This window comes from Microvirga sp. CF3062, assembly GCF_036314045.1.
In the GTDB taxonomy this organism is placed as follows: domain Bacteria; phylum Pseudomonadota; class Alphaproteobacteria; order Rhizobiales; family Beijerinckiaceae; genus Microvirga.
Genome location: NZ_JAYGGN010000005.1, coordinates 18,315 through 31,990, shown reverse-complemented (window position 1 = coordinate 31,990; position 13,676 = coordinate 18,315). Strand labels below are relative to the sequence as shown.

The following is a 13,676-nucleotide window of genomic DNA, read 5'->3' as shown; positions in this document are numbered from 1 at the left end:
TCAAGCACAGCATTCATAAGGCACAGTAACACTCATGGCCGACACGAAGCCCGACAAGCCCGGATTCCTCTCCCGTCTGTTCGGGCGCAAGGCTGAAGCACCCGCTACACCCACGCAGGAAACCCCGCAGGCCGGCGGCGAGCCCGAAGCAATGCCCTCTCCGCCCACGACCGGCGCGGACGATCTCGCGGCCGCTCCGTCGACGGTGACCACGGCCTCTCCCGACACGCCGGGCGAGAACAAGACCCCGCCGGAGCTGGCAGGCGCCGATCTACAGCCCATCGAAGGTCTCGACCCGGAGGGCACCAACCCGCAGGAGCCACTGCCGCGCATCGTGACCGAGCACGGTCCCGAGCTGCGCCCGGACATCACTGCAGCGGACTTGGCCTCTCCTGAACCTGCTCCCGCTGAGATCGCTCCTGACGGGAAGCCGGCCGCGGCTCACGGCTGGTGGCAGCGGCTGACGGACGGCATGCGCCGCACCTCCTCGTCGCTCTCCGACAGCGTCACCGGCCTCTTCACAAAGCGCAAGCTCGATGCCGCGACCCTCGAGGAGCTGGAGGACGCGTTGGTCCAAGCCGATCTCGGCGTGCCCACCGCCATGCGGATCACGGAGGCGATTTCCTCGGGGCGCTATAACAAGGAGATCTCGCCCCAGGAGGTGAAGGCGATTCTCGCTAGCGAGGTGGAGAAGACGCTCCAGCCCGTGGCCCAGCCGCTCATCGTCGACCGATCGCAAAAGCCTTTCGTCATTCTGATGATCGGCGTGAACGGGGCGGGCAAGACCACCACCATCGGCAAGCTCTCCCAGAAGTTCCGGCAACAGGGTTTGAAGGTGATGCTGGCGGCCGGCGACACCTTCCGGGCCGCCGCTATCGAGCAGCTGAAGGTGTGGGGCGAACGGGTCGGTGCGCCGGTGCTGTCCCGCGAGCAGGGGGCGGATGCGGCAGGCCTCGCCTATGACGCCCTGCAGGAGGCGAAGGCCAACGGCAGCGATGTGCTGCTCATCGACACGGCAGGCCGCCTGCAGAACAAGGCCGGGCTCATGGCCGAGCTCGAGAAGATCGTGCGCGTTGTCAAGAAGTTCGACCCGAGCGCGCCCCATGCCACGCTCCTCGTGCTCGACGCGACTGTCGGCCAGAATGCCATCAGCCAGGTCGAGCTGTTCCAGAAGGCAGCCGGCGTCACCGGCCTCGTGATGACCAAGCTCGACGGCACGGCGCGGGGCGGCATCCTGGTGGCGCTGGCGGAAAAATTCCGCCTGCCTGTTCACTTCATTGGCGTCGGCGAGGGGGTGGAGGACCTGGAACCTTTCACCGCACGGGATTTCGCCAAAGCCATTGCCGGGTTAGAAGCAACCTCATGACCGACGAAAAACGCCTGCCTCCCCTTCTCAAGCTCGCCCTCGAACTCGGGCCGCTGGCCCTGTTCTTCATCGGCAACGCCTATGGCGACCGTTTCGGCTTCGCGCAGGACCAGCGCATCTTCGCCGCCACGGGTGTCTTCATCGTGGCGACGGTGATCGCGCTCGGCATCAGCTACGGGCTCACCCGCAAGCTGCCGATCATGCCGGTGGTGTCCGGCATCGTCGTGGTGGTGTTCGGCGGGCTGACGCTCTTCCTGCAGGACGAGACTTTCATCAAGCTCAAGCCCACCATCGTGAACACCCTGTTCGGGCTCGTGCTGCTCGGAGGCCTCTATTTCCGCAAGCCCCTGCTGCAGATCGTGCTCGACAGCGTGTTCGATCTCACCGAGGAGGGCTGGCGCAAGCTCACCTTGCGCTGGGCGCTGTTCTTCTTCGCGCTGGCGGCGATCAACGAGATCGTCTGGCGCACGCAGACCACCGATTTCTGGGTCAGCTTCAAGGTCTTCGGCATCATGCCGCTCACCATCGCGTTCGCGCTCGCCCAGACGCCGCTGCTGCTGAAGCACGAAATCAAGAAGGCGGAAGAGGCCTGATATCCGCGACGTCATCCCCGGACTTGGTCCGGGGATCCACGTCTTTGACCCGCTGCGTTTATTAAGACGTGGATGGCCGGGACGAGCCCGGCCATGACGGCGGAGTGTGCATACCCTCACCCCACCGGCTTCATCAGCACCATCCTGCGCGTCACCCCAGGCAGCGGATCGCACTCCACCTCCGTCCAGAGATCCTCCTCGCCGGCCGCAACAATGGTCTCCTGCGAGGCGAGAAGCTCGCAATCCGCGGCTTTCGTCGCCTGCTCGATGCGGGACGCGATGTTGACGGTCTCGCCGACCACGGTGAATTCGAGCCGGCTCTCGTCGCCCACCACGCCGCAGAACACGTCGCCCGTATGGATGCCGATGCCGAGCCGTACCGGCGGGTCGAAGCGGCGCTTGGCGTTCCAGCGCTCGATGAGCGTCAGAAGGGTGCGCCCGCAGGCGAGCGCGCGCCGGGCATCGCCGTCCTGCGCGCCCGGCACCCCAAAGAGGATGAGCGCGCCGTCGCCGGTGAACTTGTCGATGACGCCGCCGTGGCGTGAGGCCGCCCTTAAGACCCGGCGGCGGAAGGACGTGATGAAGATAGCAAGCTGGACCGGCTCCATGGTCTCGCCGAAGGTGGTCGAGGCGCGGATGTCCACGAACATCACGGTCACCGGAATGCGTCGTCCCTGGCGTAAGGAGGCGAAGGCCTGATCGGTGAGGATGGGGGCGAGTTCGCTCGGCAGGTAGCGGGTAAGATTTGCGCGCAGTGTAGTCTCCCGCACGGCCCGCTCCAGCATGAGCCGGCCCTGGCGCGCCACGAGGATCAGGATCAGGGCGGCAGCGAAGACCATGACGATGCGCACCACATTCGCCTGAGTCGAGAACAGGCCCTCGATTTCGGCGAGATCCTGCTGGCGCTGCGCCGGGCTGATCCAGTCGCCGCTGAAGGCGAGGAGCGACAGGCCGATCACGTAGACGGCGGCCACGAAGGCCTGGAGCCGGGGCTGGTAGTGGATGGCGGCTGCCGCCATGGTGATCGGCACCACCCAGGCTACCGGAAACGCCGCAAAGAGGCTGCCCGGGATCCCCACGCCCCAGTGGCTGAAGGCGAGATTGCCGAGGACCAGGAAGGCATCGAGGATGGCGGTGATCACCGGCAGCTTCTCGATGGCGATCCGTTTCGAGGCGAGCCAGGCTCCGGCCCATCCCAGGGCCCCGAACAGCACCAGGGTCAGCTCGGCGGCCTGGATCTGCTTGGACGCCATGGGGTTGGAGAGATCGATGCCTGCCGTCGTGAGCACAACGGCCAGCAGCAGCAGCCCGGCCGTGACCATGCGGGCCATGCCGGCCCGCTGCAGCGCCCCGGTATCGGCCTCGCGGATCAGCCGGTGGGTGGCATCGCTCAGGACCGGCGTCGTGCGCAGATTGTTGATGAGGCCCAGGGCGGCACGGGTACGGGATCGAGGGGTCACAGGCTTCCTTTTGCTCGCCGGCGGGTTAATGCACTATGTCACTGGACTGCCCCAGCGCCCATTACGGATCCGTTACGCCACGATGAACTGCTGTTTAACCTTGGCCGCATCCTCGCGCCTCACAGGAATATATGGTCCATGAGCGAGAGCTTCCAGCCGATTACCGTCTATGTGGATGCGGATGCCTGCCCGGTGAAGGCGGAAATCTACAAGGTCGCCGAGCGCCATCGGGTGAAGGTGTTCGTGGTGTCGAATTCCTTCCTCCAGGTGCCGCAGGACCCTCTGATCGAGCGCGTGGTGGTGAGCTCAGGCTTCGATGCGGCCGACGACTGGATCGCCGAGCGCGCCGGGCGCGGCGCCGTCGTGATCACCGCCGACATTCCTCTCGCCCACCGCTGCGTGACAGCCGGCGCCGACGTGATCGGTCCCACGGGAAAGCCCTTCACGCAGGCCTCCATCGGCATGGCGCTCGCCACCCGCAACCTGATGGAGGATCTGCGCGCCATGGGCGACGTGACCGGCGGGCCGAAGCCGTTTTCGGCCAAGGACCGTTCGGCCTTCCTCTCGGCGCTGGACGTGGCGATTAACCGGCTCAAGCGCGCGGGATTTGGCAGTTAAGAGAGGATGGAAGGCTGCTCGATATTGAGGTCCGGACGATAATAGCGGACCAGATCAAGCACCTCGTCCCTCTCACCGCTGAAAAACTTAGAATCAAATTCGATCAGGATGGCCTTTCGTGCTGACCCGGATGCTCTTTGGCCTCCAAATAAAATCTTCTTCTCCTGAAGCCTTACCATTTGAAGCTCGGGCCAAGATATTCTTCGAAACCGAAAGAGCATATTTCGGCTGATACCATCGGGGCCAATGGTAAAATCAGGCTTTCTATCGCAAGCATGGAAAAGTATCTGTACTGAGATAGAGAGTAAAATTAATGCGAAACTCGCAATGATTGCTGCACGCCCCCATGGCGGCAGAGAAACTAAAATTTCACTGAAAAATCTGTTCCGCGACCGCTTGGCAGTGGGAAACCAGTCAGGATCAGAAATATCATACGCCAAGAACAGGAACAGCAACGCAACAGCGATCCCGATAGCGGCAAAGCCTAGCATTTTAAGTCTGCGAAAGAAGTAGCGCCGCTCAGGATTTCCTGAATCCTTCAGCTCAGCTGACATCCTAGAACTCTCCAACACACCTGTCAGAGAGATATAACACTATTTCATCGATACCAGCCGCAACTTGCCCCTGAACGCCGAAAAATTCTCCGGCGTCAGCGGCCCGATATGCTTGTGACGGATGGTGCCGTCGGGGCCGACGATGAAGGTTTCCGGCACGCCATAGACACCCCAGTCGATGGAGGCGCGGCCGTTCGGATCGATGCCGACTGCGGCGTAAGGGTTGCCGAGGGAGCCGAGGAAGCGGCGGGCGTTGTCCGGGTTGTCGCGCTGGTTGATGCCGACCACACGGATGGACGGGTCCTTGGCGAGATTGACCAACAGCGGATGCTCCTGGCGGCACGGGCCGCACCACGACGCCCACACATTCACCACTGTGACGCGGCCCTTCAAATCCTCATTGGAGAAGCCCGGCACCGCCTTGCCGTCAGCCACCAATCCTTCAAGCGGCGCGAGGCTGAAGGTCGGAACAGGCTTGTTGATGAGGACGGAGGGCAGCTCGGCCGGATTGCGGCCGGAGAACAGCTGCACGGCAAACAAAAGCGCGAGACCTAAAAAGACGAGCCCCGGCAGGATGAAGATCAGGCGGGACCGGGGGCGCTCGGTTGCCTCAGCCATGGCGGGACCTCCGGCCGATGCCGCGGGATTCGAGATCGGCGAGCGTGCGCACCTGGATGCGGTGGTCGATTGCGGCGCGCAGGATCAGGCCCGCAATCACCAGGGCGGTTACGATGTAGGAAAAGGCGATGAAGAACGTGTGCGACATGCGTGTCAGGCCGCCTGTGCATCAAGGCGCTCGGCCTCGAGGATCGTGAGGGTGCGCACGCGCCGACGCAGGATTTCGGTGCGCATGCCGGCGAGATGCAGCGCGACGCCTAGAAGCGAGAAGCCAACCGCCATGATCAGCAGCGGCACGAGCATGGAGGGATGGATCGTCGGCCCGTCGATGCGGAACACCGAGGCCGGCTGGTGGAGAGTGTTCCACCAATCGACCGAGAACTTCACGATCGGCACGTTCACGGCACCGACAAGCGTGAGGATCGATACGGCCCGCGCCGCGCGGTTCGGCTCCTCGATGGCGCGCCAGAGCGCGAGGATCCCGAGATAGATCAGCAGCATCACCAGCATGGATGTGAGCCGGGCATCCCACTGCCAGTAGGTGCCCCACATGGGCTTGCCCCAGAGCGAGCCGGTAACGAGGCAGATCAGCGTGAACGCCGCGCCGATAGGGGCTGCCGCCTTCTGTGACACATCCGCCAGCGGATGGCGCCAGACCAGGGTGCCAAGCGCGGACGTCGCCATGATCATGTAGAAGAACAGGGACAGCCAAGCCGCCGGCACGTGCAGATACATGATCTTGACCGTCTCGCCCTGCTGGTAGTCGGCGGGCGCGGCGAACCAGACTATATACAGCCCGAAGCCCATCAGGATCGCAGCCAAGCCTCCCAGCCACGGCAGGAGTGTGCCGCTGAGGCTCATGAAGCGGGTCGGATTGGCAAGCTCTCGGATCATGGACTCGATGTAGCGGTCTTGAATGAAGCCTGCAATGTGGAGATCATCACGGGGCGAATAACGTTTTCGCCAGAGATGGTGCTTGTAAGGGTTCCAGACATAGTTGGGCATTCCGGAAATGTGCGTAGCATCTTGGCCATAGCGGGCGTTCGAGGCGCCTTTCATTCGCCATGCGAACCGCCCTATAGTTCCGCATCTTTGTTGCGGAGCGATCATGCGCCTTGGATTGTCCAGCCTGTTCGGCCTCACCCTGCTTGTGCCTCCGGCCTTGGCGCAGGACATCACCTTGCGCCTGCCGGTCGCCTGCGAAATCGGGCGCAGCTGCTTCATCCAGCACTACGTGGACCGTGATCCTTCGCCCTCGGTGAGTGACTACCAATGCGGCACCCTCACCTACGAGGGGCATGACGGCACCGACATTCGGGTGCCCACCATGGCGGCCCAGAAGGCAGGCGTCGATGTGGTAGCCGCCGCCGACGGAAAGGTGCTGCGCACCCGCGACGGGGTGGAGGACGTCTCCCTCACCGGGCGCGGCCGCGACAGCGTCGCCAACACCGAATGCGGCAACGGCGCCGTGGTCGATCACGGCAACGGCTGGGAGGCGCAGTACTGCCATCTGGCCAAGGGCAGAATCAAGGTGAAGTCGGGCGACACCCTGAAGGCCGGCGACAGGATCGGACAGGTCGGTCTTTCGGGCATGACCGAGTTCCCGCACCTGCATTTCACCCTGCGCAAGGACGGCAAACCGGTCGATCCCTTCGCCTATGGCGCGCCGGAAAAGTCCTGCGGCGGCGGCAAGTCGTTATGGGAGAACTCTCTGCAGCAGACTCTCGCCTATCAGGGCGGCAGCGTGCTCAACAAAGGTTTCGCGTCCGGCCCGGTGACGATGGAGGCGATCGAATCGGGTGCAACCGAGCAGGAGACGCCCACCACGCGCTCTCCCGCCCTCGTGGCCTTCGTGCGCGCCATCGGGCTCAAGGGCGGCGACGTACAGACGCTCACCCTGTTCGATCCGGACGGCAAGCCTCTCGCCCAGAACAAGGCCCCGCCGCTTGATCGCGACAAGGCGCAATGGATGGCGTTTTCGGGCGTGAAGCAGCCGCAAGGAGGCTTCCGCCCCGGCCTCTACCGGGCAATCTACCGGGTCGAACGGGACGGAAAACCCGCCATCGAGCAGGCCTTCGGCATCAGCCTGCGCCCGTGATGCCCTCGTGCGCCGTGCGGCTATCGGCAGGAGCCTCGTCGCGCTCGTTCAACCCGTAGTCGCGGATCACGCTGGCGACCCGCAGGCGGTAATCCCGAAAGACGCCGTCGCGGCCCGCCCCTTGCGTAGTGCGATGGGAGGGCAGGTTGCGCCAGGCCCGCACCGCCTCCTCGTCGCGCCAGAACGACAGGGACAGGAGCTTGCCTGGTTCGCTGAGGCTCTGGAAGCGCTCGACGGAGATGAAGCCGTCCATCCCCATGAGGTCGGAGCGGAGCGCCGCGGCGAGACCGAGATAATCCCGCTTTCCGTCATCTCCGTCCGGCCAGACTTCGAAGATCACCGCGATCATGGCTTGATCAGCTCCGCATGAGGGGTCGAGGCGAGGCGCAGGAAGGTGCGGTCCTCCCGACGGATGAACTGCTCGCGCTTGGCGAATTCGTAATTGGCACGGCCTTGAGGGTCGTTCCTCAGGCGCTCGCGATAGGCCTCGTAGTCAGCCAAGTTTTCGATGTTGTACACGCCGTAAGCCAATGTGCTGGAGCCCTCGTGCGGCGCATAATAGCCGATCAGATCGCCGCCGCAGCGGGGAATCGCCTGGCCCCAATTGCGCGCGTATTCATTGAAGGCCTCCACCTTGAAGGGATCGATCTCGTAGCGGATGAAGCAGGTGATCATCGATAGCATCCTTATTGACTGACACAGTTCGGTCTTAGCCGATTGATCGACGCCGATGCTTCGGCTACGATCGAACTATGAAAGAAGGTCCCGTCATCGCGTCTGTTGCCGCGCTCCTGGGCGATCCGGCCCGCGCCAACATCCTCACCGCCCTCATGGACGGGCGGGCGCTCACCGTGAGCGAACTGGCCGAGGCGGCGGGCGTCACGCTCCAGACGGCAAGCGGCCACTTGGCCAAGCTCGATGCTGCGAATCTGCTCACTGCGGAAAAGCAGGGACGGCACCGCTATTTCCGGCTCTCAGGCCCCGACGTGGCGCAGGTGTTGGAGGCCCTGATGGGCCTCGCCCAGCGCACGGGCGCCACCCGGGTGCGCACCGGCCCGAAGGATGCGGCGCTGCGGTCCGCCCGGATCTGCTACGACCACCTCGCCGGCGAGCGCGGCGTCGCCCTGCTGAAAGCGGCCCGGCAACATGGCTTCATCGATGGCGATCAGGATCTCGCTCTGACAGATAAGGGCCGCGCCTTCTTCGCCGAGTTCGGCATCGATCTCGCGGCGCTCGAAAAAGGCCGTCGCCCCGTCTGCCGCGCCTGCCTCGACTGGAGTGAGCGCCACAGCCATCTCGGAGGGGCGCTCGGCGCCGCGATCCTGTCGCGCATGATCGAGACGGGATGGGTCCGCCGTGAGGCCGGGCGTGTGCTGGCCTTCACCTGTGAGGGCGTGGAGGGATTCGAGGCTGCGTTCAAGCCGATCTTGGATAAGGCCTCTCAGGCCGCCTGACGCTCAGGCGAGCCTCTAGGACTCGACCTCCTTGAAGCCAAGAGAGCGGTAGAGCCGCAGGGCACCGGACGGATTGTCCGCATGCACCTTCAGGTCGACGGAGGCAGCGCCCCTCCCGCGGAAGGCATGGAACACCTGATGCAGCAGCGCCGAGCCCAGTCCGTGCCGGCGCATCGACGGAGCCACCGCCAGATCCTTGACGAAGGCGCTTGTCCAGCACTGTGCCAAGCCGACAATCTTGCCCTGCTCGTCCGCTGCAACAAAGACCAGAGCTGGGTCGTATTCCGAATTATCCCGCAGGCTCGGCCACCAGATCGCGAAGGGCTCAACAATGCCGCCGCCCCGCGCATAGGCCTCCACCAGCAGCGCATGGACGGCTTCCGCGTGCCGGTCGGGCTCGAACGGGACGAGCCGGATCCCTGCCGGCCAGACAGGGGCTGGCACCGGATCGGCCAGAAAGCGTCGCATGCGGATAACGAGGTGTTCGGTCATGGGTTTGTCTATTCTCCGGACCGCAGGGCTGCCGCAGCGCCCACCGTGCCGACCACGGCGGCGATCAGCGACAGGGCGACGAGCACCAGGAACGGTGTTGCGAAGGGAATCGTCCCGCCGATGGCCGCATTGGCGGCGGAGACCCCGAAGATCAGGGTCGGGATCATGAAGGGCAGGACCAGGATGGCGAGGATCAGCCCGCCTCGCCGGAGCGACGAGGTCAGCGCCGCGCCGACCGCGCCGATGAAGGTGAGCGCGGGCGTGCCCACCATCAGGGTCGCCACCATGGCGAGCATAGCCTCGGGCGATAGGGCCACGAGGAACCCCAGAAAGGGCGCCGCAAGGGCGAGCGGCAGGCCCGTGACGAGCCAATAGGCGACGACTTTCGCCAGCACCACGATCTCCAGCGGTGCGTGTGAGAGGCGCAGCAGATCGAGCGACCCGTCTTCCTGATCGGCCTGGAAGAGCCGGTCGAGACCGATCAGCGTGGCGAGCAGAGCCGCGATCCAGAGGATGGCCGGGCCGATGCGCGAGAGCAGGTTGAGATCGGGTCCGAGCGCGAAGGGGATCAGTGTCACGATCATCAGGAAGAAGATGAGCCCCATGACACCGGAGCCGCCGACGCGGGCGGCAAGCTTCAGGTCACGGACCAGGAGGGCGTTGAAGGAGCGGATCATTGAGTTTCGCCCCTTTTCCCCTTTCCCCTATACGGGAGAGGGTGGCCCGCAGGGCCGGGAGAGGGGGCGTGGGAGAGCAAGGGCTGCCCCTCTCCCGCCTCGCTCCGCTCGGCACCCTCCCCCGCAGAGGGGGGAGGGCTTTTCGTGCGCTCGATCCTGATTTCCTTAGCATTTCCCAGGAACAGCGGCGCATGGGTTGAGGCCGCGATCATACCGCCATTCTCCCGGTGGCTTTCGAGAATCAGGCGCAGAATCTCCTGGGAAGCGGTGTCGAGGGCGGAGGTCGGCTCGTCGAGGAGCCAGAGCGGCCGATGCGCCACGAGCAGCCGGGCGAGCGCCACCCGGCGGCGCTGGCCGGCCGAGAGATAGGCAACCGGCAGGCGGGCCGCATGGGCGAGGCCTACCGCCTCAAGCGCATCGCGTGGCTTCAGGGCCGGATTGCCGAGGAAGTCGCGGGCGAAGGTGAGATTCTCCTCGGCCGTCAGCGCAGCCTTGAGGGCGTCTCGATGGCCCACATAGTGCAGGCACTCGGCCAGGGTGCGTTCGCCAGCACCGTCCAGCAGAATCGCACCCGAAGCGGGATGGAGCCGCCCAGCCAGGATGTCGAGGAGGGAGGACTTGCCAGCGCCGTTGCGGCCGGTGATCACCAGGGCCTCGCCTGCCTGCAGGGTAAACGAGACGCCCTCGAAAATGCGTCGCTCTCCTCGTTCGCAGGCCAAATTGTTAACGCTCAGACGCAAACCCGAAGACCCCTGCCCTGATTGCACCCCAGAATGGTTCTAAACCGTGTAGCGGGATGGCTCGAAATGATCTATAGCACCCCTGGCTGCGCCGCGCGCCAAGGCGTCCAATCCGTCTCGCGCGCTTCTCCCCTATCCGGGCGCCCCCGGAGCGGCGCGCGCATATCGCGCTTTCGGCCGAACACAATGTTCGTAACCCAAATGCACGCGAGGATTCGCCGTGACGCTCAACAACAGCTTCAATGCCCGCCAGACCCTAAAAGTCGGCGACAAGTCCTACACCTATTACTCCCTCGTCGAGGCCGAGAAGAACGGCCTGAAGGGTGCGTCGAAACTGCCCTTCTCCATGAAGGTGCTGCTCGAGAACCTTTTGCGCTACGAGGACGGCCGCACGGTCACCAAGGCCGATATCGAGGCCGTGGCCGCCTGGCTCGACAACAAGGGCAAGGCCGAGAAGGAAATCGCCTACCGCCCTGCCCGCGTCCTGATGCAGGACTTCACCGGCGTGCCGGCCGTGGTGGATCTCGCCGCCATGCGCGACGCCATGAAGAACCTCGGCGGTGACCCGCGCAAGATCAACCCGCTCGTGCCCGTCGATCTCGTCATCGACCACTCGGTGATCGTGGACGAGTTCGGCACGCCCAAGGCCTTCGACCGCAACGTGGAGTTGGAGTACCAGCGCAACGGCGAGCGCTACCGCTTCCTCAAATGGGGCCAGACCGCCTTCGAGAACTTCTCCGTGGTTCCCCCGGGCACCGGCATCTGCCACCAGGTGAACCTGGAATTCCTGTCCCAGACCGTCTGGACCCGGAAGGACACGGCGACCGGCGAGGAAGTGGCCTATCCGGACACCCTGGTCGGCACTGATTCGCACACCACCATGGTCAACGGCCTTGCCGTTCTCGGCTGGGGCGTGGGCGGCATCGAGGCGGAAGCCGCCATGCTCGGCCAGCCGGTCTCCATGCTCATTCCCGAGGTTATCGGCTTCAAGCTCACCGGCAAGCTCCGTGAGGGCGTGACCGCAACCGATCTCGTGCTCACCGTCACCCAGATGCTGCGCAAGAAGGGCGTGGTCGGCAAGTTCGTGGAGTTCTACGGCCCCGGCCTCACCGACATGTCGGTGGCCGACCGCGCCACCATCGGCAACATGGCTCCGGAATACGGCGCCACCTGCGGGTTCTTCCCGATCGACGTCAAGACGATCGACTACCTGCGCACCACGAGCCGCACGAATGAGCGCGTCGCTCTCGTCGAGGCCTATGCCAAGGCTCAGGGCATGTGGCTCACCCCCGACATGGCCGACCCGGTCTTCACCGACACCCTCGAGCTCGACCTTAACGACGTGGTCCCGTCGCTCGCCGGCCCGAAGCGCCCGCAGGACCGCGTGACGCTGGACACCTCCAAGACCGAGTTCCTCGGCGCCATGGAGAAGGAGTTCCGCAAGGCGCAGGAGATGGGCAAGCGCGTGAAGGTGGACGGCGCCAATTACGATCTCGGCCACGGCGACGTGGTGATCGCGGCGATCACCTCCTGCACCAACACCTCGAACCCGAGCGTGATGATCGGCGCAGGGCTGCTGGCCCGCAACGCGGTGAAGAAGGGCCTGAAATCCAAGCCGTGGGTGAAGACCTCGCTGGCGCCCGGATCGCAGATCGTCGAGGAATACTTCAAGAAGGCGGACCTCCAGGGCGACCTCGATGCGCTCGGCTTCAATATCGTCGGCTTCGGCTGCACCACCTGCATCGGCAACTCGGGCCCGCTGCCGGAGAACGTCTCCAAGGCGATCAACGACAACGACCTCGTGGCCGTGTCGGTGCTCTCGGGCAACCGCAACTTCGAGGGCCGCGTGAACCCGGACGTGCGCGCGAACTACCTCGCCTCGCCTCCGCTGGTGGTGGCCTACGCGCTCGCCGGCTCCATGCTGGTTGATCTCGTCAACGATCCGCTGGGTCACGACCAGGACGGAAAGCCCGTGTACCTGAAGGACATCTGGCCTTCTTCCACGGAAGTGCAGGACTTTATCGACCGCACGATCACCAGCGAGCTGTTCGAGAGCCGCTACTCGGACGTGTTCACGGGCGATGAGAACTGGCGCAAGGTCACCTTCGAGCCGGGCCTCACCTACGAGTGGGACATGGGATCCACCTATGTGCAGAACCCGCCCTATTTCGAGGGCATGACCAAGGAGCCCAAGCCCGTCACGGACATCCTGAACGCGCGCATCCTCGGCCTGTTCCAGGACTCGATCACCACCGACCACATCTCGCCCGCAGGCAACATCCGCGCAGCTTCGCCGGCCGGTGAATACCTGCAGGCGCATCAGGTGCTGGTTGCCGACTTCAACCAGTACGGCACCCGTCGCGGCAACCACGAGGTGATGATGCGCGGCACGTTTGCCAATATCCGCATCAAGAACCAGATGGTGAAGGACGAGAGCGGGCACGTGGTCGAGGGCGGCTACACCATCCATCACCCGTCGGGCGAGCGGATGTTCATCTACGACGCCGCCATGCGCTACAAGGACGAAGGCGTTCCGCTCATCATCCTTGCCGGCAAGGAATACGGCACCGGCTCGTCCCGCGATTGGGCGGCGAAGGGCACGAACCTGCTCGGCGTGCGCGCCGTGATCGCCGAGAGCTTCGAGCGCATCCACCGCTCGAACCTGGTCGGCATGGGCGTGGCCCCCTTCGTGTTCGAGCAGGGCACGTCCTGGGAGAGCTTAGGCCTGAAGGGCGACGAGACCATCACCATCAAAGGCCTCGCCGGCGAGCTCAAGCCGCGCATGCGCATGGAGATGGAAGTCACCTCCGCCGACGGCTCGGTGAAGCGCGTGCCGGTGCATTGCCGCATCGATACGCTGGAGGAAGTCGAGTACTTCCGCAACGGCGGCATCCTGCACTACGTCCTGCGCCAGCTCGCGGCGTAATACTAGATATTCAAATGCCCGCTCTTCACGTGAGAGCGGGCATTAAGACAAGCGGGGCGCTCCAGCAATGGAGCGCCCCG

At 64.5% G+C, this 13,676-nt stretch carries 16 protein-coding genes; 6 read left to right on the top strand and 10 right to left on the bottom strand.

Going from position 1 to position 13,676, the window contains the following annotated elements; translation table 11 throughout:
• Positions 1-34: 34 nt before the first annotated feature.
• On the top strand, positions 35-1,366 hold the full coding sequence (gene ftsY / locus VB618_RS10325; protein WP_329796557.1) for a signal recognition particle-docking protein FtsY: 1,332 nt from the start codon (positions 35-37) through the stop codon (positions 1,364-1,366).
• On the top strand, positions 1,363-1,959 hold the full coding sequence (locus tag VB618_RS10320; RefSeq protein ID WP_329796556.1) for a septation protein A: 597 nt from the start codon (positions 1,363-1,365) through the stop codon (positions 1,957-1,959). The genes ftsY and VB618_RS10320 overlap by 4 nt, the downstream gene beginning before the upstream one ends.
• Before the next feature lie 116 nt (positions 1,960-2,075).
• Here the strand turns inward: VB618_RS10320 and VB618_RS10315 are convergent, their stop codons facing one another.
• Entirely contained in the window at positions 2,076-3,419 is a 1,344-nt protein-coding gene (locus VB618_RS10315; RefSeq protein ID WP_329796555.1) for an adenylate/guanylate cyclase domain-containing protein, read from the bottom strand.
• Between the two features lie 138 nt (positions 3,420-3,557).
• Between VB618_RS10315 and VB618_RS10310 the strand changes: the two genes are divergently transcribed.
• Complete coding sequence (locus VB618_RS10310) at positions 3,558-4,037, top strand: YaiI/YqxD family protein (RefSeq protein WP_329796554.1); 480 nt, start codon at positions 3,558-3,560, stop codon at positions 4,035-4,037.
• Here VB618_RS10310 and VB618_RS10305 read toward each other — a convergent pair.
• The 4 genes from VB618_RS10305 to VB618_RS10290 are packed head-to-tail and all read right to left on the bottom strand — an operon-like array spanning position 4,034 to position 6,103.
• Positions 4,034-4,591 carry a hypothetical protein gene (locus tag VB618_RS10305; RefSeq protein ID WP_329796553.1) on the bottom strand — a complete coding sequence of 186 codons (558 nt, stop codon included), beginning with the start codon at positions 4,589-4,591 and terminating at the stop codon, positions 4,034-4,036. The two genes, VB618_RS10310 and VB618_RS10305, sit on opposite strands and share 4 nt — an antisense overlap.
• 39 nt (positions 4,592-4,630) lie before the next feature.
• Positions 4,631-5,209: a DsbE family thiol:disulfide interchange protein gene (locus VB618_RS10300; protein WP_329796552.1), complete on the bottom strand. Its 579-nt coding sequence runs from the start codon at positions 5,207-5,209 to the stop codon at positions 4,631-4,633.
• Positions 5,202-5,357 carry a heme exporter protein CcmD gene (gene ccmD, locus VB618_RS10295; RefSeq protein ID WP_329796551.1) on the bottom strand — a complete coding sequence of 52 codons (156 nt, stop codon included), beginning with the start codon at positions 5,355-5,357 and terminating at the stop codon, positions 5,202-5,204. Before ccmD ends, VB618_RS10300 begins: the two co-directional genes overlap by 8 nt.
• 5 nt (positions 5,358-5,362) lie before the next feature.
• Positions 5,363-6,103, bottom strand: a complete 741-nt coding sequence (locus VB618_RS10290; RefSeq protein ID WP_329796888.1) for a heme ABC transporter permease — start codon at positions 6,101-6,103, stop codon at positions 5,363-5,365.
• 214 nt (positions 6,104-6,317) lie between these two features.
• On the opposite strand from VB618_RS10290, the gene VB618_RS10285 reads away from it, so the two are divergent.
• On the top strand, positions 6,318-7,307 hold the full coding sequence (locus tag VB618_RS10285; protein ID WP_329796550.1) for a M23 family metallopeptidase: 990 nt from the start codon (positions 6,318-6,320) through the stop codon (positions 7,305-7,307).
• Here the strand turns inward: VB618_RS10285 and VB618_RS10280 are convergent.
• The gene (locus VB618_RS10280; RefSeq protein WP_329796549.1) at positions 7,291-7,656 is read right to left on the bottom strand and encodes an antibiotic biosynthesis monooxygenase family protein; all 366 of its coding nucleotides are present in this window, start codon (positions 7,654-7,656) and stop codon (positions 7,291-7,293) included. The genes VB618_RS10285 and VB618_RS10280 overlap by 17 nt on opposite strands.
• Positions 7,653-7,982: an NIPSNAP family protein gene (locus tag VB618_RS10275; protein WP_329796548.1), complete on the bottom strand. Its 330-nt coding sequence runs from the start codon at positions 7,980-7,982 to the stop codon at positions 7,653-7,655. Before VB618_RS10275 ends, VB618_RS10280 begins: the two co-directional genes overlap by 4 nt.
• 77 nt (positions 7,983-8,059) lie before the next feature.
• Here VB618_RS10275 and VB618_RS10270 point away from each other — a divergent pair, with 77 nt between their 5' ends.
• Entirely contained in the window at positions 8,060-8,761 is a 702-nt protein-coding gene (locus tag VB618_RS10270) for an ArsR/SmtB family transcription factor (protein WP_329796547.1), read from the top strand.
• A gap of 15 nt (positions 8,762-8,776) precedes the next feature.
• Here the strand turns inward: VB618_RS10270 and VB618_RS10265 are convergent, their stop codons facing one another.
• From VB618_RS10265 to ccmA, 3 genes are read right to left on the bottom strand one after another with little or no spacing between them, the layout of a single operon-like run.
• A complete protein-coding gene (locus tag VB618_RS10265) occupies positions 8,777-9,253 on the bottom strand; it encodes a GNAT family N-acetyltransferase (protein ID WP_329796545.1) in 477 nt (158 codons plus the stop codon).
• 8 nt (positions 9,254-9,261) lie between these two features.
• Entirely contained in the window at positions 9,262-9,930 is a 669-nt protein-coding gene (ccmB, locus tag VB618_RS10260; protein ID WP_329796544.1) for a heme exporter protein CcmB, read from the bottom strand.
• Positions 9,927-10,670: a heme ABC exporter ATP-binding protein CcmA gene (ccmA, locus tag VB618_RS10255; RefSeq protein ID WP_329796543.1), complete on the bottom strand. Its 744-nt coding sequence runs from the start codon at positions 10,668-10,670 to the stop codon at positions 9,927-9,929. Before ccmA ends, ccmB begins: the two co-directional genes overlap by 4 nt.
• Before the next feature lie 220 nt (positions 10,671-10,890).
• Between ccmA and acnA the strand changes: the two genes are divergently transcribed.
• Complete coding sequence (gene acnA / locus VB618_RS10250) at positions 10,891-13,596, top strand: aconitate hydratase AcnA (protein WP_329796542.1); 2,706 nt, start codon at positions 10,891-10,893, stop codon at positions 13,594-13,596.
• Positions 13,597-13,676: the final 80 nt, after the last annotated feature.